Source organism: Comamonas avium, assembly GCF_014836675.1.
Taxonomy (GTDB): Bacteria; Pseudomonadota; Gammaproteobacteria; order Burkholderiales; family Burkholderiaceae_C; genus Comamonas; species Comamonas avium.
Genome location: NZ_JACSQK010000001.1, coordinates 33,082 through 55,016, shown reverse-complemented (window position 1 = coordinate 55,016; position 21,935 = coordinate 33,082). Strand labels below are relative to the sequence as shown.

Below are 21,935 nucleotides of genomic sequence, written 5' to 3'. Positions count from 1 at the left end.
GCAGCCTTCTGACCGAGGCTGAATCCTTTAAGAAATTCATGCTGCACAAACAAAAATGCCCACTTGTTAGTGGGCATTTTTTGCAAGCAATAAATACTTGCATATGTTTGGTAGGCGCGATTGGATTCGAACCAACGACCCCCACCATGTCAAGGTGGTGCTCTAACCAACTGAGCTACGCGCCTGAAATTCATCAGAAGCAGCGATTGTAGCACGGGTTATGACGCCAATTCAAGAACACTCAAAAATTAGCGCCTGCGTGCAGAACGCACGCCAGAAACGTTGGCCACAATCCCCAGCACCTTGTTCAAACGGCCAGAGTCAGAGACTTCCACGGTGAATGTCATCCAGGCAGTCCCCTTGACCGACTGGGTCTGCACACCGATGACGTTGGTTTTCTCTTTGGCAAAAACATCGGAGATATCGCGCAGTAAACCCTGACGGTCGGTGGCTTCTACAGAAACATCCACCGGGTAAACCGCTGTCAGCTTTTCTGCCTTGGGCAACCCCCATGCCACATCAATAACGCGCTCTTCGTTGCGTGCGGCCATTTCCCGGAAATTGCTGCAATCCGCGCGGTGCACACTGACCCCTTTGCCACGCGTGACAAAACCACCAATTTCATCCGGTGGCGCTGGCTTGCAGCACTTGGCCAGTTGCGTCATGAGCGAGTCAACACCCACAACCAGAACACCGCCTTTATGGGCAGCATTGTTGGCACGGGGCTTGCGCACCATGGCCTGGATATCATCCTCAGGCTCGCTGGGCTCAGCAGGCCGCAATACCGTTTCGATATTGCGCAAGGAATATTCATCCTTGCCCACCACTTCAAACAGAGCATCAGCAGATTTAAAGCCCAGCTGCACGGCCAGATCGTCCAGCTTGACCGCCGTTTTACCTTCCCGCTGCAACAGTTTTTCTACTGCCTCACGGCCACGCATGACCGTTTCATTCATGGCTTGTGCATTAAACCAAGCGCGCACTTTGGCTTTGGCACGGTTGCTCACCAAGTAACCCAGCTCTGGGTTCAGCCAGTCACGCGATGGACGCCCTTCTTTGACCGTTGTGATTTCCACGGTCTGCCCACTTTGCAAGGGCGTATTGAGCGTCACCATGTTGCCGTCAACGCGAGCGCCCCGGCAGCGATGCCCCAAATTAGTGTGTACTGAGTACGCGAAATCCACTGGCGTTGCCCCCTGAGGCAGCTCAATGACAGCGGCATCCGGTGTCAGCACATAGATGCGGTCATCAAACAGTCCCCGGTGCGAGGGGTTCTCTGACAAGTCCTGCCCCCAGGCAAGAAGCTGGCGCAACACGGCAATCTTTGCGTCGTAATCACCTGTGGCGCTAACGCCTGCATAGCCTTTGACTCCAGCTTCTTTGTAGGCCCAGTGCGCGGCCACACCGTTCTCGGCATGGTCATGCATGGCCTGGGTACGAATTTGAATTTCAATGGCTCGGCCCTGCTCATCGCGCACCACCGTATGCAACGATTGGTAGCCATTGGGCTTGGGCTTGGCAATGTAATCATCAAACTCCGACTCAATCGGCTTGAAGTTTTCGTGCACCCACGACAGGGCCGTGTAGCAGTCTTTGACTGTCGGCACCACCACGCGCAAAGCCCGGATATCGAACAACTGATCGAAGTTGAGCGACTTGCCCCGCATTTTTTTGACAATGCTGTAGATGTGCTTGGGCCGGCCCGATACGGTGGCACTGATGCTGTAAGCACGCAGCCCGGACTCCAGGCGCGAGCGCAACTGCTCCATGTAAACCTCGCGCTCGGCACGTTTTTCGTCGAGCAGCCTGGCAATATTGCGGTATGTATCTGGCTCCAGAAAGCGGAAAGACAGGTCTTCCAGCTCCCACTTAATTTGCCAAATACCCAAACGGTTGGCCAGCGGCGCAAAGACATGCAGCGCTTCGTACGCCAAGCTGGGCGACACCGCCCGCTTGCTGGCGGCATACCAGCGCAAGGTTTGCAAACGCGATGCCAGGCGCAGCAGCACTACGCGCACGTCACGCGAAAAGCCCAGCAGCATCTTGCGCACGGTTTCTGTCTGCGTGGCGGGGTCATCCACCCGCTGTGCGCTGCTCTCGCCTGCGCGAGCTTGCTGTTGCACCTGCATGAGCTTGGTGGTTTCTACCGCCAGCTCCGCAAAATTGGGACCAAACGCCTTGATCAACACTTCCAGCGGTTTGTTCAGGTGCATGCTGGCATACACCAGGTAACACGCAGCCTGCATTGCCTCTGAACCGCCAATGCCCTGCAAAATTGCCGCAGTGGCGTCCGCGTGTGCCAGCGTGTTTTCACCAGAAGACAGCTCTTCCCCAGACAGCAGCGGCTCTGCAAACGCACGTGCTCGACGCAAGGCATCCACCTGATCTGGAATATTGCCTGCTGTGGCCGCCAGCAGGTGCGGCATCTCCACCGGCCCAGCCGGTGCCTTCAACCCCGTCGGCACCGCACTGTCTTCACCTGTTGTTGGGGGCAAGGACGTCACACTGCGCATACAAGCTCCTCGTGCAGATTCCAGCCAAACAGATATGGCTTGTGCAGCAGGGCCTTACATTCTTTTTTCATTCATCACCCAACAAGAAATTCCGTGCGATGGCCACCTGGTCATCCGCCACAAAGGTGGGGGCATGTCCCACACTTTCAAGCTCTATGCATTGTGCAAAAGGACCTCGCTCCTGCATTTTGCGAGCAGTGTCCTGTGTCACCAAATCTGACTGTGCCCCTCGCACAAGCAATGTTTGTGCACGAATTGCGTCATACAGGCCCCACAGCACGGCCTGTCCACGTTCTGACTGCTCCTGTGTCATGCCTTGCATGGGTAGCGCAATGGCTGGGTCATAGTGCAACCGATAGCCACCGCCCTGCACTGCGCGCAGCATAGGCCGGCTCAACGCCAGCCACGCTTGCGTGGTATGCGGACCAAAGCCTGCCGACAGTACCTGCAACGCAGCAGCAGCTTGCTGCTCCGTGTCAAAGTGCGCGGGCTTTCCTACGTAAGAGGCTATACGCTGCAACGCTGGCCACTCCAAAACAGGGCCCACATCATTCAAAAGCAGCTTGCGAACAGGCACAGGCAATGGCAACGCAGGGTTGCCCGCCACACTCATGCCAATCAGGCCGCCCATGCTGGTGCCAAACCAGTCAAGCACCTGAACAGGCGCGGTGGCATTGACGTGATGCAATAAAACAAGCATGTCGGCCGTGTATTGCACAAGCCCGTAATCCATCGGCTGCGCCAGCCAGTCGCTGTAGCCGCGCCCTGCAATATCGGGACAAATTACCCGTGCATGCTGGCTCAGCGTGCGCGCCAGCACATCAAAGTCACGACCTTGTCGCGTTAACCCGTGGACACACACAATCACATGGGGATGCCAGGGATTGCCCGTCTGGTTCCACTCCCAATACGCCATGCGGTGCTCTGAGCCACCGTGCACCGCTGCGCCCGGGCAAGTTACGTAGTTCAGCGTAGGTTCAATCATGGGTGCGTATCCTCGTACTTGCCGATTGATAATGGATTCATCCATCCTAATTCATATTTCAGCGGAGACATCCAGATGCTTAAGGGCAAAACAGCTTTAGTCACGGGTTCCACCAGCGGTATTGGCCTGGGGATTGCACAAGCGCTGGCAGCGCAAGGTGCCAATATCGTATTGAACGGTTTTGGCGATGTTGACGCCGCCAAAGCCCAGGTAGCGGCTGCAGGCAACGCGCACGGCATCTCGGTGGATTACCACGGAGCTGACATGAGCAAGCCCGCCGAAATTGAAGCCATGATGGCCTTTGCCGCTGAGCGATTGGGTCGCGTAGATATTTTGGTCAACAACGCCGGCATTCAACATGTCGCCACTGTGCAAGAGTTCCCTGTTGAAAAATGGGATGCCATCTTGGCAATCAACCTGTCCAGCGCCTTTCACACCACCCGGCTGGCACTGCCCTCCATGCAAAAGGCCAATTGGGGCCGCATCATCAATGTGGCCTCGGTGCACGGATTGGTGGCCTCCGCACAAAAGTCGGCTTATGTCGCTGCCAAGCATGGCATTGTGGGATTCACCAAAGTCACGGCTTTAGAGAACGCCACAACAGGGGTGACCTGCAACTCGATTTGCCCAGGCTGGGTGCTCACCCCTCTGGTGCAAAAACAGGTTGATGCCAAAGCCCAGGCCCAGGGCATCAGCACGGAAGACGCCACCAAGCAATTGCTGGGCGAAAAAGAACCATCAATGCAATTCACCACCCCTGAAGAGCTGGGTGCATTGGCCGTGTTCTTTTGCTCCGATGCCGCCAGCAACGTACGCGGTGTCGCATGGAACATGGATGGCGGCTGGGCTGCGCAGTAAGAGAGCAATTTTTCGGCTGCCTGGCTCGTTCTGCGAACCCCAAGCGCTGCCATCTTCATACAAAAAAGCCTCTGAATCTTCAGAGGCTTTTTTTGATTCAAAGGCAATGACAGAAAACGTACAACGCTCTTGTTATTGCAACTTATTGCATCTGCACAGAGCCTGAAACGTTCACCGTCACCTGCGTTTTCCCAGCCTCAACAGGCACTGGCTCAGCCATGTCCATCTTGGGGGCTGCGGCCATGGCCACGCTGGCACGCTGCATGCGGGGCATAAAGTAGCCATCCTGGCTGTTGACGCTCACTTCGCGCAGGCTGTAGGAAGCAAAACCAAATTGCTTGGTCAGCTGTGATGCACGCGCTTTGAAGTTCTCAACCGCCATGGCCTGGGCCTGGTCTTGCACCTTGATGTTTCCTTCTTTGGACAGCCCGAAGCCCATGCTGGACACTGTCAAATCGGGCACCTGCGCTGCAGCCTGACTGATGCGTGCAAAGTCTTTACCTTCCAGCACCACCTCGGCACGACCTTGCCAGCCTTTGATTTTTCCGTCACTACCGTGGCGCGGATACACGCCAAAGCTGCCACTGTGCACCTGCATGTCTTGACCTTGAGCCTGAGGTTTGAGGCTACGCATGGCGGCGTCCACACTCTGCTGCAGTTGCTTTTGCACTGCTGCGGCATTGGTGCCTTCGCGGTTCACGCTCAGGTTCATTTGCAGCCAGTCCTGGTCAACCTCGACTTGCCCAGACGCTGAAAGCTGCACCACATTGCGCAAAGGCTCGGGGGTCTGCGCATGGGCCACCCCGAAAGCACTTACAGCACCAGTGGCTAAAAGCAATACCCCTACGAAAGAAGGCAGGGAACGTGCGCCATTTTTACGAAGCTGCATATCAAATTTCCTTTCTGTGAAATACACGCCCAGTTGCATTCAAACAAAGGGCAAAGCATGACAGACAGAGACTACTTGAGATGAAAGCTGTTTTCTACTTTTAGGAAAGACATGTAACACTGTGTCAAACATCGGCTAAAACGGGAATTTTTCGCGCCAAGCTGGTCAGAATTGGCTCTGTTACAAATTGGACAAGGGGTGAATCCATGGCCACGACCAACAATCGAACCGACAAAATTCTCGTCGTTGATGACGATGCACGTATCCGCGACCTGCTGCGCCGCTACCTCACGCAAGAAGGCTTTGAAGTCATGATTGCCGAAGACGGCAAAGCCCTCAACCGCATCCTGCTGCGTGAAACCGTCGATCTGATCGTGCTGGACTTGATGATGCCCGGTGAGGATGGACTGTCCATCTGCCGCCGTCTGCGCTCTGCAAATGACCGCACGCCCATCATCATGCTGACCGCCAAGGGTGAAGACGTAGATCGCATCGTGGGCCTGGAAGTCGGCGCTGACGACTATCTGGGCAAGCCCTTTAACCCGCGAGAGTTGCTGGCACGCATCCACGCTGTGCTGCGCCGTCGCCCTCCAGTGGAAGCACCGGGTGCGCCCTCTGGTGACAACGAGACGGTCACTTTCGGCCCCTTCACTTTCGATCTGGGCACTCGCGTGCTGCAAAAGAGTGGTGAAGAGCTGCCTTTGACGACAGGTGAATTTGCCATGCTCAAGGCTCTGGTACGCCATCCGCGTCAGCCCCTGTCCCGTGAAAAGCTGGCCCTGCTGGCACGTGGCCGCGAGTTTGAGCCTTTCGACCGCAGTCTGGACGTGCAAGTCTCGCGCCTGCGCAAGCTGATTGAAGAAGATGCTGCTGCGCCTCGTTATATTCAAACGGTTTGGGGCGTGGGCTATGTCTTCGTTCCAGATGGCAACAGCTAACCGACTTTCCCACGCCTAAGGCAAAGGCGCTTTGCGCGCCCTTCTTTCATGTCACGCTCTTCCAAGCATGCTGGCGGTCACCATACCGCCAGCGCCACCAATGATGCAGGCGCACGCTCTCGCGTGGGCCTCAATCTTTTTTGGCGCACCTTCTTTCTGCTGGCCTTGCTTTTGCTGGGCAGCATTTTGGCGTGGCTGCAGACTCTGCGCGCGCTGGAATTTGAACCACGCACACTGCAGACCGCGCAGCAAATTGCCTCTTTGGTGAACTTGAGCCGCGCCGCACTGCAGCACTCGGATGCCATTGCACGTGTCTCGCTCCTCAAGACCATGGCCGACCAGGAAGGCGTGCGCATTCAGCCGCGTGAGCCTGGCGACAAATTCGAGGTTTTGCCGCCCAGCCAGCTGAACATGCGTCTGGATGAGCTGCTGACCTCACGCCTGGGGCCAGACACCATCTTGGCGCGCAGTGTCAATGGCGAAGCCGGGCTGTGGGTGAGCTTCACCATCGATGAAGACCCCAACTGGCTGCTGCTGGATCAATCACGCTTCGTTACCGCAGGCAGCCGCACGTGGCTGATCTGGCTGAGTACGGCGGGCCTGCTTTCTTTGGCGGGCGCTGCTGTCATTGCACGCCTGATCAACCGCCCTCTCAAGCAATTGAGTTACGCCGCCAACCGCGTGCGCGATGGTGACTTTGCCGCCAGTCAGCTCGATGAAGAAGCGGTGACCAGCGAGATCCGCGAGGTCAACATTGGCTTTAACCGCATGGCACAGAAACTGGCCAAGCTGGAGCAAGAACGTGCCGTGATGCTGGCAGGTATCTCGCACGACCTGCGCACGCCACTGGCACGTTTGCGCCTGGAAACCGAGATGAGCGTGCAAGATGACATTGCCCGCGAGCACATGGTGGCCGACATTGTTCAGCTCGACGCCACCATTGACAAGTTCCTGGACTACGCACGCCCCGACCACGTCACGCTGACAGTCGTGAATTTGCATGCCGTGGTGGCCTCGTGCGTCTACGCCGTACAAAACCACCGCGAGCTGCAAATCTCCATGTCCATCCCCGACGATATCTATGTGATGGCTGATGAGGTAGAGCTGGCCCGCGTGATTTCCAACCTGCTGGAAAACGCACGCCGTTACGGCAAGACCGTTGATACCGACACCGCTTTTGTCGACATCAGCATCAAAACCCGGGAGAACTGGGTGCTGATGCGCCTGCGCGATCACGGCCCCGGCGTTCCGCCAGAACAGCTGCCCAACCTGACACAGCCCTTCTTTCGCGGCAACTCGGCGCGCACTGCTGCAGCCGGCGCTGGCCTGGGCTTGTCTATTGTTGATAAAACCGTCCAGCGCATGGGTGGAATTTTCTCCATCACCAACGCCAATGCGGGTGGCCTGGCGGCCAATATTCAATTGCAGCGCGTCACCGACGTGCCTGATGGCCAAGACCCGCAGCACCGTTTGCAGCGCCCACAGGTCAAGCGTCAGCTACCACCGGAAGCGATGTAAACCACCGCCCCAACCAAAGAGCCCTGCCTGCTTGCGCAACAGGGCTCTTTTTATTTATCCACCAACCGATGCTGGCGCTGCTGCAACAAGCGCTAGCCACTGCGCTTTTTAAAGCGCTTGCTTGTAGATCAAGGCAATCGCGTTGGCCTCCATCGCCAGCAGCTCACCCACAGGGCCCATCTTCTCGGCTGTTTTGGCTTTGACGTTCACCTGCTCTTCGGCCACACCCACAGCTTGTGCGATGCGTTTTTGCATCAAGGGAATGTGTGGTGCCAGCTTGGGCTGCTGCGCAATCACGGTGCTGTCGATATTGCCAATCTCCCAGCCCTTTTCGCGCACCCGGCGCGTGGCTTCTTGCAGCAGAACAAAAGAGTCAGCGCCCTTGAACTCCACTGCAGTGTCAGGAAAGTGCCGGCCAATATCACCCAGCCCAGCAGCGCCCAGCACAGCGTCAGTGATGGCATGCAGCAGGACGTCAGCATCCGAATGCCCCAGCAAGCCCTTGTCATGCGGGACTTCAACGCCACCAATGATCAGCTTGCGGCCTTCGACCAGAGCATGGGTGTCCCAGCCTTCACCAATACGAAAATTCATAGTTATTTATGCCCGCCTGCCAATGACCAGCGGTCCATTAGGTTATTAATTAGAAAAAAGGATTGCCCACTGGCTGCGCATTGTCACGCTTGCCTTTGAACAGCTCCAGCGTGGCACTGCCGCCGCGTTGCATCAGCACGGCTTCAGCCAAGGCAAAGTCATCGGGATAGGTCACTTTGAAGTTGTGCGCGCCACCGGGTATGAGCTTGGGCCGGTGGCCCATGGCCTCCATGGCACTGGCTTCATCCGTAGCAGCGGCACCCATGCGGTTCAGTGCATCCAGCAAGCTGCCCAGACGAAACATCTGCGGGGTTTGCGCCAGCCATTTGTCGCTGCGGTCTACCGTAGAAGCCACACGCACCCCTGTGGGCCCGGTAATGGCAGTCTTCAATGTATCTGGCAATTTATGCGCCAGCAGGCCGCCTACGCTGTCGTGCTCGCACTCGGCAATCAGTCCATCAATTTGCGCCGAGGTCACCAAGCAGCGTGCCGCATCGTGCACCAGCACCCAGTCGTGCTGCGCAGCACCTCGCGCGAGCAGCACTTTCAAGCCTCCAATTACAGTATCGGCCCGTGTTGCACCACCGCACTGCGCATGAAACCACAAGGAGCTGTGGTAGCCGTCAAGGTAGGTGTCACCTGGGGCCAGCGCCACCAGCGTACCGGCCAGGCGCTGCGCACCGGCAAAGGCGGCCAGCGTGTGCAAGACCATCGGCTGGCCCGCTACGAGGTGGTACTGTTTGGGCAAGTCGGGCGCTGGCGCTCCAGCAGGAATGGCGCGCGCACCGACACCGGCACACGGGATCAGTCCCCAGAAACGACCCTGCGGACACCCGGGCGCATTCGCTGCAGCAAGCAAGTCTGTCATGCGCAACATTCTAGAATCGTCTGCTTCGCACACGCGGCTGCATGCCGCATTTCCGCGCTTTTTGCAGGCCCAGCGTCTGCTGCATCAGGATTTCTGGCCCCATGGATTTGCCCAAACTCACGCCCGGTAAACGTTTTTCCTTGCCCACGCCCGTTGGTAGCGCTGATGCGCTGCTGCTGGCGCAACTGGCGCAGCGAGAGCACGCGGCAGGGCGCATCACCGCCATCGTCACGGCAGACGCCAGCGATGCCCAGCGCCTGATTGAAGAAATGGCGTTCTTTGCACCCCAGTTGCGCTGCGCCCTGTTTCCAGACTGGGAAACGCTGCCTTACGACACGTTCTCCCCGCACCAGGACTTGATCAGTGAGCGGCTGGCCACGCTGTGGCGCATTCGTGAGCGCGACCACCAGCACGGCGCTGATGTGGTGCTGGTACCGGCCACCACAGCGCTGTACCGACTGGCGCCCCCCTCTTTCTTGGCGGGCTACACCTTTGAATTCAAGCAAGGCCAGAAACTGGACGAGGCCAAGCTCAAAGCCCAGCTGACGCTGGCAGGCTACCAGCACGTCTCGCAAGTGGTCAGCCACGGCGAATACGCTGTGCGCGGAGGGTTGATTGACCTGTTTCCCATGGGCTCCGAGGTGCCTTACCGTGTCGATTTGTTCGATGACGAGATCGACTCCATCCGTGTTTTTGACCCTGATAGCCAGCGCAGCCTGGATACCGTGCAGGAAGTGCGGCTGCTGCCAGGGCGCGAATTCCCCATGGACGAGGATGCACGCACCAAGTTCCGCTCGCGCTGGCGTGAGCTGCTGGAGGGCGACCCCACACGCAGCCGCATCTACAAGGACATGGGTGCGGGCGTAGCCACTGCCGGTATTGAGTACTACCTGCCCCTGTTCTTTGACAGCACGGCCACGGTATTTGACTACCTGGGCGATGCCGCCACGCTGGTGCTGCATGGTGAGCTGGAGCCTGCTTTTCATCGCTTCTGGCAAGACACCAAGGACCGCTACCGTCTGGTGCAGGGCGACCCCGAGCGCCCCGTCCTGCCCCCGGACACCTTGTTTCTGAGTGCCGAGCAGTTCTACGCGGCTGCCAAGTCTTACCAGCAACTGGCGCTGCGTTCCGGCGTAGACGATGTGCAAGACAGCGCTATCTTTCAAAAGCTGCCGGACCTGTCCGTCGTACGCGGTGCAGAAGACCCGCTGCAGCGCCTGCAGCAGCACGTACAGACTGCCAAGCGCCGCGTGCTGGTGCTGGCTGAAAGTAATGGCCGCCGCGAAAGCCTGCTGGACTTTTTACGCTCTTCGCAGCTGAACCCGCCGGCCTTTGATTCACTGGCCGAGTTCCAAAGCGAAACCAGCGAAAAGCTGGGCATTGCCACCTCCACCCTCATGCGCGGTTTTGCATGGGTGCAAGAAGGCATCGACTTTGTCACCGAAACCGAGCTGTTCGCCAGCACCGGCACCACACGCCGGCGCAAGAAGCAGGAGCAGGTCAGCGATGTCGAGGCGCTGATCAAAGACCTGTCCGAGCTGAAAGTGGGTGACCCCGTGGTGCACAGCCAGCATGGCATTGGGCGCTATCACGGCCTGATCAATATGGATGTTGGACAAAAGAACGACGACGGCACACCCGCCATGCAAGAGTTCCTGCACCTGGAGTACGCCAAAGATGCCGTGCTGTATGTGCCCGTCAGTCAGTTGCACCACATCAGCCGCTACACGGGCGTGACGCCTGAATCGGCCCCTCTGCACAGTCTGGGCAGCGGCCAGTGGGAAAAAGCCAAGCGCAAAGCCGCCGAGCAGGTGCGCGATGCAGCGGCCGAGCTGCTCAACATCTACGCCCGCCGCGCAGCGCGCCAGGGCCATGCCTTCCGCCTGAACCCGCAAGACTACGAACAGTTCGCACAAGACTTCGGATTTGAGGAAACTGCCGACCAGAAGGCGGCCATTCACGCGGTGATTCACGACATGGTCAGCCCCCAGCCCATGGACCGGCTGGTCTGCGGCGATGTGGGTTTTGGTAAAACCGAGGTGGCCTTGCGCGCCGCTTTTGTTGCGGCCATGGCCGGCAAGCAGGTGGCCTTCCTGGCCCCCACCACGCTACTGGCTGAACAGCATTACCAGACGCTGGTTGACCGCTTTTCCAGGTGGCCCGTCAAGATTGCTGAAGTCTCCCGCTTTCGCACCACCAAAGAAGTCAACGCTGCGCTGCAAGGGCTGGGCGAAGGGTCTGTGGACATCGTGGTGGGCACGCACAAGCTGCTGTCCAGCTCAGTCAAGTTCAAAGACCTGGGCCTGCTCATCATTGATGAAGAACACCGTTTTGGCGTGCGCCACAAAGAAGCCATGAAGGCCATGCGCGCCGAGGTGGATGTGCTCACGCTCACGGCCACCCCCATTCCGCGCACCATGGGCATGGCGCTGGAAGGTCTGCGCGATTTATCGGTCATTGCCACAGCACCGCAGCGCCGGCTGGCCATCAAGACCTTTGTGCGCTCCGAGAGCCAGGGCGTGATCCGCGAAGCCGTGCTGCGCGAGCTCAAGCGCGGCGGCCAGATCTACTTCCTGCACAACGAGGTGGAAACCATTGAAAACCGCCGCCAGCAGCTGGAAGAAATTCTGCCCGAGGCACGCATTGCCGTTGCCCACGGCCAGATGCCCGAGCGCGAGCTTGAAAAAGTCATGCGCGACTTTGTGGCCCAGCGCTACAACATGCTGCTGTGCTCCACCATCATTGAAACCGGTATTGACGTGCCCACGGCCAACACCATCGTCATCAGCCGTGCCGACAAGTTTGGTCTGGCGCAGTTGCACCAGTTGCGTGGCCGTGTGGGCCGCAGCCACCACCAGGCCTATGCCTACCTGATGGTGCCTGACCTGGAAGGTCTGACCAAGCAAGCACAGCAGCGTCTGGACGCCATCCAGCAGATGGAAGAGCTGGGCAGTGGCTTTTACCTGGCCATGCATGACCTGGAAATTCGTGGTGCCGGTGAGGTGCTGGGCGAAAACCAGAGCGGCAACATGATGGAAATCGGGTTCCAGCTGTACAACGAAATGCTGTCAGAGGCCGTGCGCAGCCTCAAGAACGGCAAAGAACCCGATCTGCTATCGCCCCTGTCTGCCACCACCGAAATCAACCTGCATGCCCCGGCACTGCTGCCCAGCGACTACTGCGGCGATGTGCACCTGCGCCTGTCGTTCTACAAAAAGCTGGCTACCGCCAAGACCACCGAGCAGATCGATAACTTGCTGGAAGAGATCGTGGACCGCTTTGGCAAACTGCCAGCACAGGCCCAGACCCTGATTGACACGCACCGCCTGCGTGTTCTGTCAGAGCCCTATGGCGTTCAAAAGGTGGATGCAGCCCCGGGTGTCATCAACATCACCTTCAAGCCCAACCCGCCTGTAGAGCCCATGCAGATCATCAGCCTGATTCAGAAGAACAAGCACATCAAGCTGGCTGGCAACGACAAGCTGCGCATTGAGCGCGAGCTGCCTGACCCCAAGGCCCGCGCGCAGATGGTGCGCGATGTGCTGCGCAGCCTGGGGCAGCCAGCCAAGGCCTGATCACGCATGCACGCTGCGCGCAGGCAACCCACCTGTTGCGTGCGTGCAGCTTGATCTACCTCAAGCCAAACCCGCTCCGGCGGCGTGCCGCGTGCAGCGCTAAATAAGCACAATCGCCGCATGCTGGATGTTGCTCTTGTTGTCGTCGCACTCACCACCGCCATGGCCATGCGCCCCTGGCGGCTGCTGAGCAATCGCAAAGCTTTGGTCACGCAAGACCATGGCGACAGCTCTCCCCTGTGGACCCCGCTGCTGGCCACGCTGGTTGTGCTGCCCTGGCTGTGGGCACTGCCCACGCTGCACCAGATGCCGCTGCAACTGCAGTGGTCCGGGGCATGCCTGGTGATGATGTGCCTTGGCTGGCCGCTGGCCGTGCCAGCGCTGTGCCTGGTGGGCGGCATTGCCTATGCGCTGTCACCGGGGCTGGGGGCTGCAGAGGCCCTGCGCCTGACCGTGTGGCACGGCGTGGTACCTGCTACTTTCGCCATGCTCTGGGGTGCACTGGTGCGACGCTGGCTGGGCACCAAAGTGTTTGCCTACATCTTCGGTCGCGGCTTTGTGGGCTCGGTGATCAGCCTGTTTCTAGCAGGCATGCTGTCTGCGGCGCTGGGACACCAGCTTCCCGGTGTGAATGAAGATCTGACCACCATTGCTCGCTGGCTCATGGCCTGGGGCGACGCCGTGGTCACCGGCATGATGTGTGCCGTGTTCGTCGCTTACAAGCCGCAGTGGCTGGCCACATGGTCAGATGATTTGTACCTTTACGGCAAAAAGGACTGAAGCGCTCCTTCAGGCTGCGCAGACAACGCCTCAACAATCACAAGCAGCGAATGGCCCATAGCTGACCAGCGGTACATGCGAGCCTGGAACATAGCCGCTCTAACGGCAGGCACTGAAATTGCTCTGACCCTGACACTGTGTCGTCTCCTGCCATGTTGGCAGGCACAAGCACTGCAAGGGAAAATTTCATGTCCGCTCGACCCCTCGTTGCGCCAATCGCTGGTGCATGGCTTGCACTGATACTGTGCAGCAGCGCTACCGCTCAAAACGCCTACCCCAGCAAACCCGTCAAAGTGATGGTGGCCCTGCCCGCTGGCGGCAGTGCAGACATGATTGCCCGTGTCGTCAGCCAAAAGCTGGGCGAACAGCTGGGCCAGTCGTTTGTGGTGGACAACAAGGCGGGGGCCTCGGGCCAGATTGGCATGCCTCAGGTGGCACGCTCTGCCCCCGATGGCTACATGCTCACGGTCTCACCTGCCTCGTTTTTGACCACCAACAAAAGCATTTTCAAAACCCTGCCCTATGACCCGCAGGGCAACTTTCAACCCATCTCCAAGCTGGTCAACCAGCCCATGGTGCTGGTGGTGAAAGACAAGACCAAATTTCCCAGCGTGGCCGCCGTGATCAGTCAGGCCAAGGCAGAGCCCGGCAAGCTGACCTACGCCTCCTCGGGCGACGGCAGCCCCCAGCACCTGGGTGCCCTCATGTTTGAAACGCGCACCCATGCGCAGATGCTGCATGTGCCTTACAAAGGCGGCGCGCCCGCCATCAACGACACGCTGGCCGGCAACGTCGACATGCTGTTTGCCGTGCTGCCCGAGGCATTGCCCCACATTCAGTCGGGCAAGCTGCACGCGCTGGGCTTGATGAGCCCCCAGCGCTCCGCCCTCTTGCCCAACACACCTACCATGGTGGAAAGCGGCTTTGCCGACCTGAACCTGTCCGCCTGGGTTGGTCTGCTGGCACCGGCCAATACGCCGCCCGAGATTGTGCAAAAGCTCAACCAGGCAGTGCGCGCCGTGCTGCAAAGCGAAGTCAAAGACAAGCTGGCCAGCAACGGGATGGAGCCCGCCCCTTCCACGCCCGATGAACTCAAGGCCAACATTGCCAGCGACATCAAGCTGCACGCCCAATTGGTGAAGGCCGCAGGTTTACAGCCGCAATAAGCGCTGCCAAACCGCGATAATGCAGGCCAGCCCCTTCGCCGTCGGCAGTTACGGGGCTGATCTGCAACCTCCAGCCTCCCCGAGTCCATGCCTGCTACCGAAATCGCCCCCGGTCTGACCATTCAGAACATCACCGTGCCGCAAAAGCTCAGCGACTACCAGCTGATTGCTTTTGACATGGACTCCACACTGATCACCATCGAGTGCATCGATGAAATTGCCGACGCTACCGGCAAGAAAGCCGAAGTGGCGGCGATTACCGAAGCCACCATGCGCGGCGAAATCACCGACTTCAAGGACAGCCTGCGCCAGCGCGTCGACAAATTGGTGGGCGTGACCGAAGCCGACATGCAGCGCGTAATTGCCGAGCGCCTGAAGCTGTCCCCCGGTGCAGAAACGCTGGTCAAGGCCGCCAAGGCTGCAGGACTGAAGGTGCTGCTGGTCTCTGGCGGCTTTACCTTCTTTGCCGAGCACGTGCGTGGCCTGCTGGGCATCGACTTTGTGCGTGCCAATGTGCTGGAAATAAAAAATGGCACTTTGACCGGTGGCCTGATCGAGCAAGCCTGGGGCGACATTTGTGACGGCGCCGAAAAACGCCGCACGCTGCTGGAAGTGGCCAGCCTGCTGGGTATTACCCCGGCGCAATGCATTGCGGTGGGTGACGGCAGCAACGACATTCCCATGATGCAGGCCGCGGGCCTGTCTGTGGCCTTCCACGCCAAGCCCCGCGTGCGTGGAGAAGCCAATGTGTGCATCAACGAAGGCGGCCTGGATCGTTTGCTGGAAATTTTGAAGTAAGCCAGCCACGCTTTCAAAAAAAGAGCTGCTAGCGCAGTCAGCGAAACACTTTCAGATATAAAACTATCTGAAAACGTTTGTACATAAACGCTGGTAGCTCTTTTTTTATTTTCAGTGCAGCCGCTTCAAGGCCAGTCTGCAAGCTCAGGCCCGCATTGCCAGCCATGCCTGCCGGGGCCATGGGTGTGCGCTGCACAACCTGTACAAGCCACCACATCTGCACAGCGCGGCATCACTTGGCAAGGTCATTTCATCTGCACAGGTCTGTGCATTCCTTAGAATGGTCGCCTCACACCTACAACGCAATATACCAACGTGTGTGACCGGCACGGCAAGCCAGCCAGCGCCTGCAAACAGGCTGCCCAGCTTGCAATATCCATCCTCAGCCCCATGTAGTTAACAGCAGCGCCAGTGTGCGCTGTGGTCATGTTTTGACCACGTTGATTGACACCCTTTTTTCAGGATCCTCAGTGAAGACATCTTTTCGCACCACCGCTTCTGTGATTGCCGTAACCATTGCCGCCTTGGCTGCGCCTACGCTGGCCCACGCCAAACGCATGGGCGGTGGCAAGTCGGTGCGTCCTGCCGCCATCAACAAGGCCCCGGCCAAGCCCGCCACACCGGCTGCACCAGCCGCTGCCGCGCCAGCTGCACCTGCTGCTGCCGCAGCACCAGCCGCTCCTGTGGCAACAGCACGTCCTGCAGGCTCTGGCCTGATGGGCACCATGGCCGCTACTGCTGCAGGCGCAGTGGTTGGTACCGTGGCTGGCAGCGCCATTGCTGGCGCTTTCAATGGTGATGGCGCCTCCAAGGACGCAGAAGCCAAGGCCAAGGCTGAAGCCGATGCCAAGGCCGCTGAAGCCGAAGCCACCGAGCTGCAACAAAAGCTGGACGCCGCCAAGGCCAAGGCTGAAGCTGCCCGCGCTGCCATCAAGTAATTGATGGCGCCTAGTGCGCATGGCATCCAAAAACGCCCTGCCGGTTTACACCGCAGGGCGTTTTGCTTGGCACGCTAGCGGCGCTGACGCAGTGGCCGCAGCAAGTCAGACAGGCCGTTGTGGTCCAGCTCATGCATGAGTGCCAGCAACTGGCCAATATGCCCCGGCGGAAAGCCCTCACGGGCAAACCACGCCAGGTAATTACCGGGCAAATCGCAGATCAATTGGTCTTTGTGCTTACCAAAAGGCATGCGGGTAGTGACCAGTTTTTCCAGGTCTTCAGCTTGCACGGCGGGCCTGAATGTTCAAATTTTGCATAAAAACCACTTTCTTTATAACCAAATCTTCATTTTTTACACACAAAACGCAGCCCCAAGGCTACACTTGCCCTACACCTTGATACAGGCGCCATCGCGCTGACAAGGCTTGATGCAAGCAACCATTTTCTCTGTCACAGGAACTGAATCCACCATGTTGAAGAAGACTCTGACTGCCGTGGCCATTGCCACTTTGGCTATTTCCGCCCACGCTGCCGACGTGCTCAAGGTTGCCGCCACAGCCGTGCCCCACGCTGAAATTCTGAACTTCATCAAGCCCCAGCTCAAGGCTGACGGCATTGAGCTGCAAGTGCGCGAATTCAGCGACTACGTGCAGCCCAACGCTGCCGTGGAAGACAAGCAGCTGGATGCCAACTTCTTCCAGCACCAGCCCTATCTGGACAGCTACAACAAAGACCGCAAGAGCAGCCTGGTGCAAGTGCCCAGCGGCAAGGTACACGTTGAGCCTTTTGGTGCCTACTCCAAAAAGATCAAGAACATTGCCGATCTCAAGAGTGGCGCGACTGTAGCCATTCCGAACGACCCCTCCAACGGTGGCCGCGCATTGCTGCTGCTGGCCAAGCAAGGTCTGATCGAACTCAAAGACCCCAAGAACCTGACCGCAACGGCCTTGGACGTGGTGAAGAACCCCAAGAAGCTGAAGTTCAAGGAACTGGAAGCGCCTTTGCTGCCCCGTGCACTGGACGACGTGGATCTGGCACTGATCAACACCAACTACGCCATTGAAGCCAAGCTCAACCCCACCAAGGATGCGCTGTTCATTGAAAACGCTGACTCGCCGTACACCAACATTGTGGTGGCCCGCAAGGACCGCGCCGACGGTGCAGACATCGCCAAGCTGACCAAGGCTTTGCACTCGGCAGAAACCAAGAAGTTCATCGAAGAAAAGTACAAGGGCGCTGTCGTTCCTGCGTTCTAAGAACCAGTAACCCCAGACATGAATCTGAAAAAACGCTGCCAAAGCAGCGTTTTTTTTTGCGCAACAGCATGGTTTGCCATGATTGGCAAGAGCAAGCCTGAGCAAAACACTAACAACCTGCAGAGGCATCGATTGACGCCGCTGGCATGATGCAGGCCGTTACAAAGCGACATACCTGTTGTTTCCCCTCCCATACCGGATCTTCTTTATGAGCGATAACGCATCACCCTCCATGGACAAAGCGATCACCGCAGGTCTGAGCGAAGTGACCTTGGCCCGCACTCTGGAGCTTTATGACGCCCACCGGGCATCTGGCAGCGAACGCATTTTGAATTTTCGTGGCGACTTGGCCGAACGCTACAACTACGACAAGATCAAGCCACTGATGACCCGTGCCCGCGAGCATGGCAATGTGGTCTACATCGAAGCGGTGAGCCACAAGACAGGGGAAACCGGTCACTACCAGATTTTGGCCAACCAGTGGAAATTACTGGAAGTACTGGCCCGCCTGGATTAAGCGCAGCCAGCGCACCCAAACAAAAAGCCCGTGGCAATCACCACGAGATTTTTACTGGGCTCAACGCTCTTGCACCTTACTTAATCAGGGTGGCAAGCACCCCTCAAAAAAAGCCAAAAATTTGCGGCGCAAGCGAGGCACTAAGCCACAGGCGCTACGAGACGGCTCGTGCGAAAACACAAAACTGCGACGCAAACAAGGGGGGGTGTGATTGAGCACTTGTGAGAGGCGTTTAAGACGCCGCCGGCAGCCCTTGCCACACCCACCATGCAAGCACCAGCATCATCACGCCCGTCACACCGTCCAGCACACGCCACGCCACAGGCCTTGCGAACACAGCACGCATCCGCTGCGCGGCAAAGCTCAGCAGGCCAAACCACACAAGGCTGGCGCATGCAGCGCCCAGCACAAAAATCCATTTCAGATTGCCCTCTTGGCGCGCACCAATGGAGCCCACCAGCACCACGGTATCCAGATAGACATGGGGGTTGAGCAAGGTAATCACCGCCAGCGTGGTCAGCACGCCCAGCAGTCCACGGGGTGCCACCTGAGTGCTGTCCACCACTGCGCTGGCATCAGAGGCCATGGCCATGCGCCACAAAGCAAACGCGCCGTAACCCACCAAAAACAGCACACCACCCCAGCCCAGCCACAGCGCCAGGCTGGGCTGACTGCTGAGCAATTGCGCCATGCCTGCCACGCCCAGTCCGATCAAGATGGCATCGGAGGTAACGCACCATGCCACACAGGCTCGCACATGCTGCCCGCGCACGGCCTGCCGCAAAACATACAGGTTTTGCGCACCAATCGAGATAATGAGCGACAGGCAAACGGTAAAACCAGCCAGCCACGAAGCAGCAATGTTTTCAGTCCACATGCCCTGAATTCTCAAAGCACTTGCAACATAAGTAAAATTAAACATTCTCAATCGAATTAAGTTTTACTACATGCTCGACTACGCTGGACTGGAAGCTTTGGCCGCGGTGCTGCGCGAAGGCAGCTTTGATCGCGCTGCGCGCAAGCTGCACGTCACTCCCTCGGCTATTTCTCAGCGCATCAAATTGCTGGAAGAGCGCGTGGGCCAAGTGCTGGTGATGCGGGGCTCGCCCTGCACTGGCACCGAGGCCGGGCGACGTTTGTGTCTGCACGTCGAGCAAGTGGCGTTGCTAGAAAATGAGCTGCGCCGCAACAACCCCGAGCTGGTGCCAGAAGGGCAAGTGCAGCGCCCTACGCTCAAGCTGGCCGTCAACGCAGACTCACTCAACAGCTGGTTTGTCGATGCCATGGCCGCCTTCACACAAGGGGGCAATGAGTTGCTGGACATCAGCATTGATGACCAGGACCACACTGCCAAGCGCATCAAAGAAGGCGAAGTGATCGCAGCCGTGACCGCCTCGTCCAGCCACATCACGGGCTGCAATATCTGGCCTTTGGCCAACATGCACTACGTAGCAGCCGCCAGCCCTGAATTTATTGCACGCTTTTTTGGTGGCGCTGGCATCAACCCCCAAAACCTGTCCCAAGCACCGCTGCTGACCTATGGCCGCAAAGACGCCATGCAAGACAAATGGCTGCTGCAGCATGGTGTCACTGCACGCCATGCACCACCACGCCACTGGGTGCCCTCTGCCCACGCCTTTGTACGCGCCAGCCTGGCCGGCATGGCCTGGGGCATGCACCCTACTGTATTGATCAAAGAGCACCTGCAAGACGGCTCTCTGGTAGAGCTGGTGCCTGACAGCGGCATTTCAGTGCCTCTGTACTGGGCGCATGCGCGTAACGCTCAAGCCGGTTTGGAGCGGCTGACCCAGTGCGTGATTAACGCGGCCCAGGACTGGCTAGACCCCATCGACCACAGACAGTAAGGCTGTCAGGCCACGAGAGCGAAAAGTGGCGGGCCTGTTCACTCAGCGCTCGTGTCCCATCTTCCGCCCCGTCTCCAGCACATTGAAGTTCAGCAAATCTGTCGCCAGCACGGTCTCCCACATAAAGCAGGCCAGCGCTGCAATGAACGACCCCACTCCCGCCAAAAAAGAAAAAACGGCAATCTGGTAGCCGCGCACGCTCCATGCTTCACCCACGAACAAAAAAACAATCGTCAGGCCGATCAGGAAGCCACACAGCGTGAGCAACCCGATCGACCAATTGGCAATGCGCCCCCGCGTGCGCAAGTAATTCAGCTCACGCAGCCCCCGGTCAATAAAGTCTTCATCGGTGCTGGCACGCACGCGCTCTTCCATGACCCGCGCACGGTCAATGATGCGCGCCAGGCGCCCGGCCACTGCACTGATCATGCCGGCCACCGCCGTCAAAAAGAAAACCGGCGCAACGGCCAGTTGCACGCTGTGCGTCACGTTGGAAGGATCGATCATGTGTCGTCTTGTCCGTAAAAAACTGAAAATTTCCACCGCCTATCGGCAGCTCTTTGCATGGTATGCAAAAAACCGGCCCCGCCAACCATTGAGACACTTGCTTTAACGCAAATGGCGCAGCCCATGCCTTTGATGTGCCGCAAACGCCAGTCTGGCACCTCACACGATAGTGAGCGCATCCCTATCAACCCATGACTGATTGCAGAGGACGCTTGCCATGAAGATGCTCACCGATTTAATCTCAACCGATTACGGTTTGATGAGCTTGATCGTTATTCTGATTCTCATCGCCATGTGGATTTACTTCACCGTACTCTTCATGGGAAAAATTGGTAAAAGCAGCAAAGAGCACGCCAAGAAAACAGCTGCACCATCAGCCAAAACCTAAAGCTTTGTCACCAAGCAAATTGACTCTCAGGCCTGCTCTTGCAGGCCTTTGTCATTGCGCGGCCGCACAGCCGCCACCTTAGCAACAGCAACAGCAACAGCAACAGCAACAGCAATGGCAATGGCAACATTGATAGCTGATAGCGCTTTCCTGACAAAGATTGCACAATCAAAAGCATTTAAAAACCAGGCATGACAAGCGCAGTCAGCTCTTGTTTTCAAAGCGCATCTGATCCACACTTTCCCCACATGGCATAACGCACAGGCACAATTGCACCATGTCCTTGCCTGCCAAGTCTGAAGAGCCTTCTGCGTTAGCCACCACACCCGCGCCTGCTTTGGTGCGCCGCTGGTACACACGCTGGCTGCTGCGTGCTTTGGCCGTCACGTCACTGGGTCTGGGCATCCTGGGCGTATTCATTCCGGGCCTGCCCACCACCGTCTTTATCTTGATTGCAGGCTGGGCCGCCATGCGCAGTTCCCCGCGCATGCATGCATGGCTGTGGAACCACCCATTGTTTGGCCCCATGCTGCAGAACTGGCAGGCAGGCGGATTTGTCAGCCGCCGCGCCAAACGCAGCGCTGCGGCCATGATGGCCGTGTGTGCCGTCATCCTGTGGCTGACACCCACCCCACTGTGGGCACGCATACTGGCCTGCACCTGCATGGCCATCGTTCTGGTCTGGTTGTGGCTGCGCCCTGAGCCTGCATAAGCTTGGATTGCTCCACTTTTTCGCTGCAACTTCCAAATCAGTGAAAAATCCATGTATATAATCTAGGTCTTGTTCCCTGATAGCTCAGTTGGTAGAGCGACGGACTGTTAATCCGCAGGTCCCTGGTTCGAGCCCAGGTCGGGGAGCCAAATATTGACGCCTTGCAATTCATCAAGGCACCACCAAAGTGTATTCCCTGATAGCTCAGTTGGTAGAGCGACGGACTGTTAATCCGCAGGTCCCTGGTTCGAGCCCAGGTCGGGGAGCCA

General features: G+C 58.1%; 22 protein-coding genes and 3 tRNA genes. 15 read left to right on the top strand and 10 right to left on the bottom strand.

Features of this window, described 5'->3' with window-relative positions:
* Positions 1-108 precede the first annotated feature (108 nt).
* The 3 genes from H9646_RS00275 to H9646_RS00265 all read right to left on the bottom strand — a co-directional run bounded on the left by H9646_RS00275 (position 109) and on the right by H9646_RS00265 (position 3,498).
* Positions 109-185 (bottom strand) — tRNA-Val (locus H9646_RS00275).
* Positions 186-248: 63 nt separating this feature from the next.
* Positions 249-2,426, bottom strand: a complete 2,178-nt coding sequence (locus H9646_RS00270) for a RelA/SpoT family protein (RefSeq protein WP_191721763.1) — start codon at positions 2,424-2,426, stop codon at positions 249-251.
* Positions 2,427-2,580: 154 nt separating this feature from the next.
* On the bottom strand, positions 2,581-3,498 hold the full coding sequence (locus tag H9646_RS00265) for an alpha/beta fold hydrolase (RefSeq protein WP_191721339.1): 918 nt from the start codon (positions 3,496-3,498) through the stop codon (positions 2,581-2,583).
* A 75-nt stretch (positions 3,499-3,573) separates the two neighbouring features.
* On the opposite strand from H9646_RS00265, the gene H9646_RS00260 reads away from it, so the two are divergent.
* A complete protein-coding gene (locus H9646_RS00260) occupies positions 3,574-4,356 on the top strand; it encodes a 3-hydroxybutyrate dehydrogenase (protein ID WP_191721338.1) in 783 nt (260 codons plus the stop codon).
* Positions 4,357-4,498: 142 nt separating this feature from the next.
* Here the strand turns inward: H9646_RS00260 and H9646_RS00255 are convergent, their stop codons facing one another.
* Positions 4,499-5,245: an SIMPL domain-containing protein gene (locus tag H9646_RS00255; RefSeq protein WP_191721337.1), complete on the bottom strand. Its 747-nt coding sequence runs from the start codon at positions 5,243-5,245 to the stop codon at positions 4,499-4,501.
* 206 nt (positions 5,246-5,451) lie between these two features.
* On the opposite strand from H9646_RS00255, the gene ompR reads away from it, so the two are divergent.
* Positions 5,452-6,183, top strand: a complete 732-nt coding sequence (ompR, locus tag H9646_RS00250) for an osmolarity response regulator transcription factor OmpR (protein ID WP_191721336.1) — start codon at positions 5,452-5,454, stop codon at positions 6,181-6,183.
* 48 nt (positions 6,184-6,231) lie between these two features.
* On the top strand, positions 6,232-7,701 hold the full coding sequence (locus tag H9646_RS00245; RefSeq protein WP_191721335.1) for a sensor histidine kinase: 1,470 nt from the start codon (positions 6,232-6,234) through the stop codon (positions 7,699-7,701).
* Positions 7,702-7,809: 108 nt separating this feature from the next.
* Here H9646_RS00245 and ispF read toward each other — a convergent pair whose 3' ends face one another.
* Positions 7,810-8,295, bottom strand: coding sequence for a 2-C-methyl-D-erythritol 2,4-cyclodiphosphate synthase (gene ispF, locus H9646_RS00240; RefSeq protein WP_191721334.1), 486 nt, complete (start codon positions 8,293-8,295; stop codon positions 7,810-7,812).
* 49 nt (positions 8,296-8,344) lie between these two features.
* Positions 8,345-9,163, bottom strand: coding sequence for an IspD/TarI family cytidylyltransferase (locus H9646_RS00235; RefSeq protein ID WP_191721333.1), 819 nt, complete (start codon positions 9,161-9,163; stop codon positions 8,345-8,347).
* 101 nt (positions 9,164-9,264) lie between these two features.
* Between H9646_RS00235 and mfd the strand changes: the two genes are divergently transcribed.
* The 5 genes from mfd to H9646_RS00210 all read left to right on the top strand — a co-directional run bounded on the left by mfd (position 9,265) and on the right by H9646_RS00210 (position 16,420).
* Positions 9,265-12,738: a transcription-repair coupling factor gene (gene mfd, locus H9646_RS00230; RefSeq protein WP_191721332.1), complete on the top strand. Its 3,474-nt coding sequence runs from the start codon at positions 9,265-9,267 to the stop codon at positions 12,736-12,738.
* Positions 12,739-12,858: 120 nt separating this feature from the next.
* Positions 12,859-13,518 (top strand): hypothetical protein, encoded by a 660-nt coding sequence (locus tag H9646_RS00225; RefSeq protein WP_191721331.1) that lies wholly within the window; start codon positions 12,859-12,861, stop codon positions 13,516-13,518.
* Positions 13,519-13,706: 188 nt separating this feature from the next.
* The gene (locus tag H9646_RS00220; protein WP_225213902.1) at positions 13,707-14,684 is read left to right on the top strand and encodes a Bug family tripartite tricarboxylate transporter substrate binding protein; all 978 of its coding nucleotides are present in this window, start codon (positions 13,707-13,709) and stop codon (positions 14,682-14,684) included.
* An 87-nt stretch (positions 14,685-14,771) separates the two neighbouring features.
* Entirely contained in the window at positions 14,772-15,482 is a 711-nt protein-coding gene (gene serB / locus H9646_RS00215) for a phosphoserine phosphatase SerB (protein WP_191721330.1), read from the top strand.
* A 470-nt stretch (positions 15,483-15,952) separates the two neighbouring features.
* Positions 15,953-16,420 (top strand): ABC transporter substrate-binding protein, encoded by a 468-nt coding sequence (locus tag H9646_RS00210; protein ID WP_191721329.1) that lies wholly within the window; start codon positions 15,953-15,955, stop codon positions 16,418-16,420.
* Between the two features lie 74 nt (positions 16,421-16,494).
* Here H9646_RS00210 and H9646_RS00205 read toward each other — a convergent pair whose 3' ends face one another.
* Positions 16,495-16,710, bottom strand: a complete 216-nt coding sequence (locus H9646_RS00205) for a DUF3820 family protein (RefSeq protein ID WP_191721328.1) — start codon at positions 16,708-16,710, stop codon at positions 16,495-16,497.
* A gap of 181 nt (positions 16,711-16,891) precedes the next feature.
* Here H9646_RS00205 and H9646_RS00200 point away from each other — a divergent pair, with 181 nt between their 5' ends.
* Together H9646_RS00200 and H9646_RS00195 are read left to right on the top strand one after the other, a co-directional pair.
* Complete coding sequence (locus H9646_RS00200; RefSeq protein WP_191721327.1) at positions 16,892-17,677, top strand: MetQ/NlpA family ABC transporter substrate-binding protein; 786 nt, start codon at positions 16,892-16,894, stop codon at positions 17,675-17,677.
* Positions 17,678-17,885: 208 nt separating this feature from the next.
* Positions 17,886-18,194: a hypothetical protein gene (locus H9646_RS00195; RefSeq protein WP_191721326.1), complete on the top strand. Its 309-nt coding sequence runs from the start codon at positions 17,886-17,888 to the stop codon at positions 18,192-18,194.
* A 232-nt stretch (positions 18,195-18,426) separates the two neighbouring features.
* Here the strand turns inward: H9646_RS00195 and H9646_RS00190 are convergent, their stop codons facing one another.
* Positions 18,427-19,071 (bottom strand): LysE/ArgO family amino acid transporter, encoded by a 645-nt coding sequence (locus H9646_RS00190; RefSeq protein WP_191721325.1) that lies wholly within the window; start codon positions 19,069-19,071, stop codon positions 18,427-18,429.
* A 70-nt stretch (positions 19,072-19,141) separates the two neighbouring features.
* Between H9646_RS00190 and H9646_RS00185 the strand changes: the two genes are divergently transcribed.
* Entirely contained in the window at positions 19,142-20,059 is a 918-nt protein-coding gene (locus H9646_RS00185) for an HTH-type transcriptional regulator ArgP (RefSeq protein WP_191721324.1), read from the top strand.
* A 42-nt stretch (positions 20,060-20,101) separates the two neighbouring features.
* On the opposite strand, the gene H9646_RS00180 is transcribed toward H9646_RS00185, so the two are convergent.
* Positions 20,102-20,566: a DUF2721 domain-containing protein gene (locus H9646_RS00180; RefSeq protein WP_191721323.1), complete on the bottom strand. Its 465-nt coding sequence runs from the start codon at positions 20,564-20,566 to the stop codon at positions 20,102-20,104.
* Positions 20,567-20,783: 217 nt separating this feature from the next.
* Between H9646_RS00180 and H9646_RS00175 the strand changes: the two genes are divergently transcribed.
* Positions 20,784-20,954: a DUF3149 domain-containing protein gene (locus H9646_RS00175; protein WP_191721322.1), complete on the top strand. Its 171-nt coding sequence runs from the start codon at positions 20,784-20,786 to the stop codon at positions 20,952-20,954.
* Between the two features lie 26 nt (positions 20,955-20,980).
* Here the strand turns inward: H9646_RS00175 and H9646_RS00170 are convergent, their stop codons facing one another.
* Positions 20,981-21,175, bottom strand: coding sequence for a hypothetical protein (locus tag H9646_RS00170; RefSeq protein WP_191721321.1), 195 nt, complete (start codon positions 21,173-21,175; stop codon positions 20,981-20,983).
* 56 nt (positions 21,176-21,231) lie between these two features.
* Between H9646_RS00170 and H9646_RS00165 the strand changes: the two genes are divergently transcribed.
* From H9646_RS00165 to H9646_RS00155, 3 genes are all read left to right on the top strand, one after another.
* Positions 21,232-21,666 carry a YbaN family protein gene (locus tag H9646_RS00165; protein WP_191721320.1) on the top strand — a complete coding sequence of 145 codons (435 nt, stop codon included), beginning with the start codon at positions 21,232-21,234 and terminating at the stop codon, positions 21,664-21,666.
* Between the two features lie 73 nt (positions 21,667-21,739).
* A tRNA-Asn gene (locus H9646_RS00160) sits at positions 21,740-21,815 on the top strand.
* Between the two features lie 44 nt (positions 21,816-21,859).
* Positions 21,860-21,935, top strand: a tRNA-Asn gene (locus tag H9646_RS00155).

What these genes read in the sequence shown, in the direction of transcription:
- H9646_RS00165 (WP_191721320.1), top strand. Translation starts at nt 21,232, where the DNA reads ATGTCCTTGCCTGCCAAGTCTGAAGAGCCTTCTGCGTTAGCCACCACA.
- H9646_RS00255 (WP_191721337.1), bottom strand. Translation starts at nt 5,245, where the DNA reads ATGCAGCTTCGTAAAAATGGCGCACGTTCCCTGCCTTCTTTCGTAGGG.
- H9646_RS00175 (WP_191721322.1), top strand. Translation starts at nt 20,784, where the DNA reads ATGAAGATGCTCACCGATTTAATCTCAACCGATTACGGTTTGATGAGC.
- H9646_RS00190 (WP_191721325.1), bottom strand. Translation starts at nt 19,071, where the DNA reads ATGTGGACTGAAAACATTGCTGCTTCGTGGCTGGCTGGTTTTACCGTT.
- H9646_RS00260 (WP_191721338.1), top strand. Translation starts at nt 3,574, where the DNA reads ATGCTTAAGGGCAAAACAGCTTTAGTCACGGGTTCCACCAGCGGTATT.
- H9646_RS00185 (WP_191721324.1), top strand. Translation starts at nt 19,142, where the DNA reads ATGCTCGACTACGCTGGACTGGAAGCTTTGGCCGCGGTGCTGCGCGAA.
- H9646_RS00245 (WP_191721335.1), top strand. Translation starts at nt 6,232, where the DNA reads ATGTCACGCTCTTCCAAGCATGCTGGCGGTCACCATACCGCCAGCGCC.
- mfd (WP_191721332.1), top strand. Translation starts at nt 9,265, where the DNA reads ATGGATTTGCCCAAACTCACGCCCGGTAAACGTTTTTCCTTGCCCACG.
- ompR (WP_191721336.1), top strand. Translation starts at nt 5,452, where the DNA reads ATGGCCACGACCAACAATCGAACCGACAAAATTCTCGTCGTTGATGAC.
- H9646_RS00270 (WP_191721763.1), bottom strand. Translation starts at nt 2,426, where the DNA reads ATGCCGCACCTGCTGGCGGCCACAGCAGGCAATATTCCAGATCAGGTG.
- serB (WP_191721330.1), top strand. Translation starts at nt 14,772, where the DNA reads ATGCCTGCTACCGAAATCGCCCCCGGTCTGACCATTCAGAACATCACC.
- H9646_RS00235 (WP_191721333.1), bottom strand. Translation starts at nt 9,163, where the DNA reads ATGACAGACTTGCTTGCTGCAGCGAATGCGCCCGGGTGTCCGCAGGGT.
- H9646_RS00265 (WP_191721339.1), bottom strand. Translation starts at nt 3,498, where the DNA reads ATGATTGAACCTACGCTGAACTACGTAACTTGCCCGGGCGCAGCGGTG.
- H9646_RS00200 (WP_191721327.1), top strand. Translation starts at nt 16,892, where the DNA reads ATGTTGAAGAAGACTCTGACTGCCGTGGCCATTGCCACTTTGGCTATT.
- H9646_RS00180 (WP_191721323.1), bottom strand. Translation starts at nt 20,566, where the DNA reads ATGATCGATCCTTCCAACGTGACGCACAGCGTGCAACTGGCCGTTGCG.
- H9646_RS00195 (WP_191721326.1), top strand. Translation starts at nt 17,886, where the DNA reads ATGAGCGATAACGCATCACCCTCCATGGACAAAGCGATCACCGCAGGT.
- ispF (WP_191721334.1), bottom strand. Translation starts at nt 8,295, where the DNA reads ATGAATTTTCGTATTGGTGAAGGCTGGGACACCCATGCTCTGGTCGAA.
- H9646_RS00220 (WP_225213902.1), top strand. Translation starts at nt 13,707, where the DNA reads ATGTCCGCTCGACCCCTCGTTGCGCCAATCGCTGGTGCATGGCTTGCA.
- H9646_RS00225 (WP_191721331.1), top strand. Translation starts at nt 12,859, where the DNA reads ATGCTGGATGTTGCTCTTGTTGTCGTCGCACTCACCACCGCCATGGCC.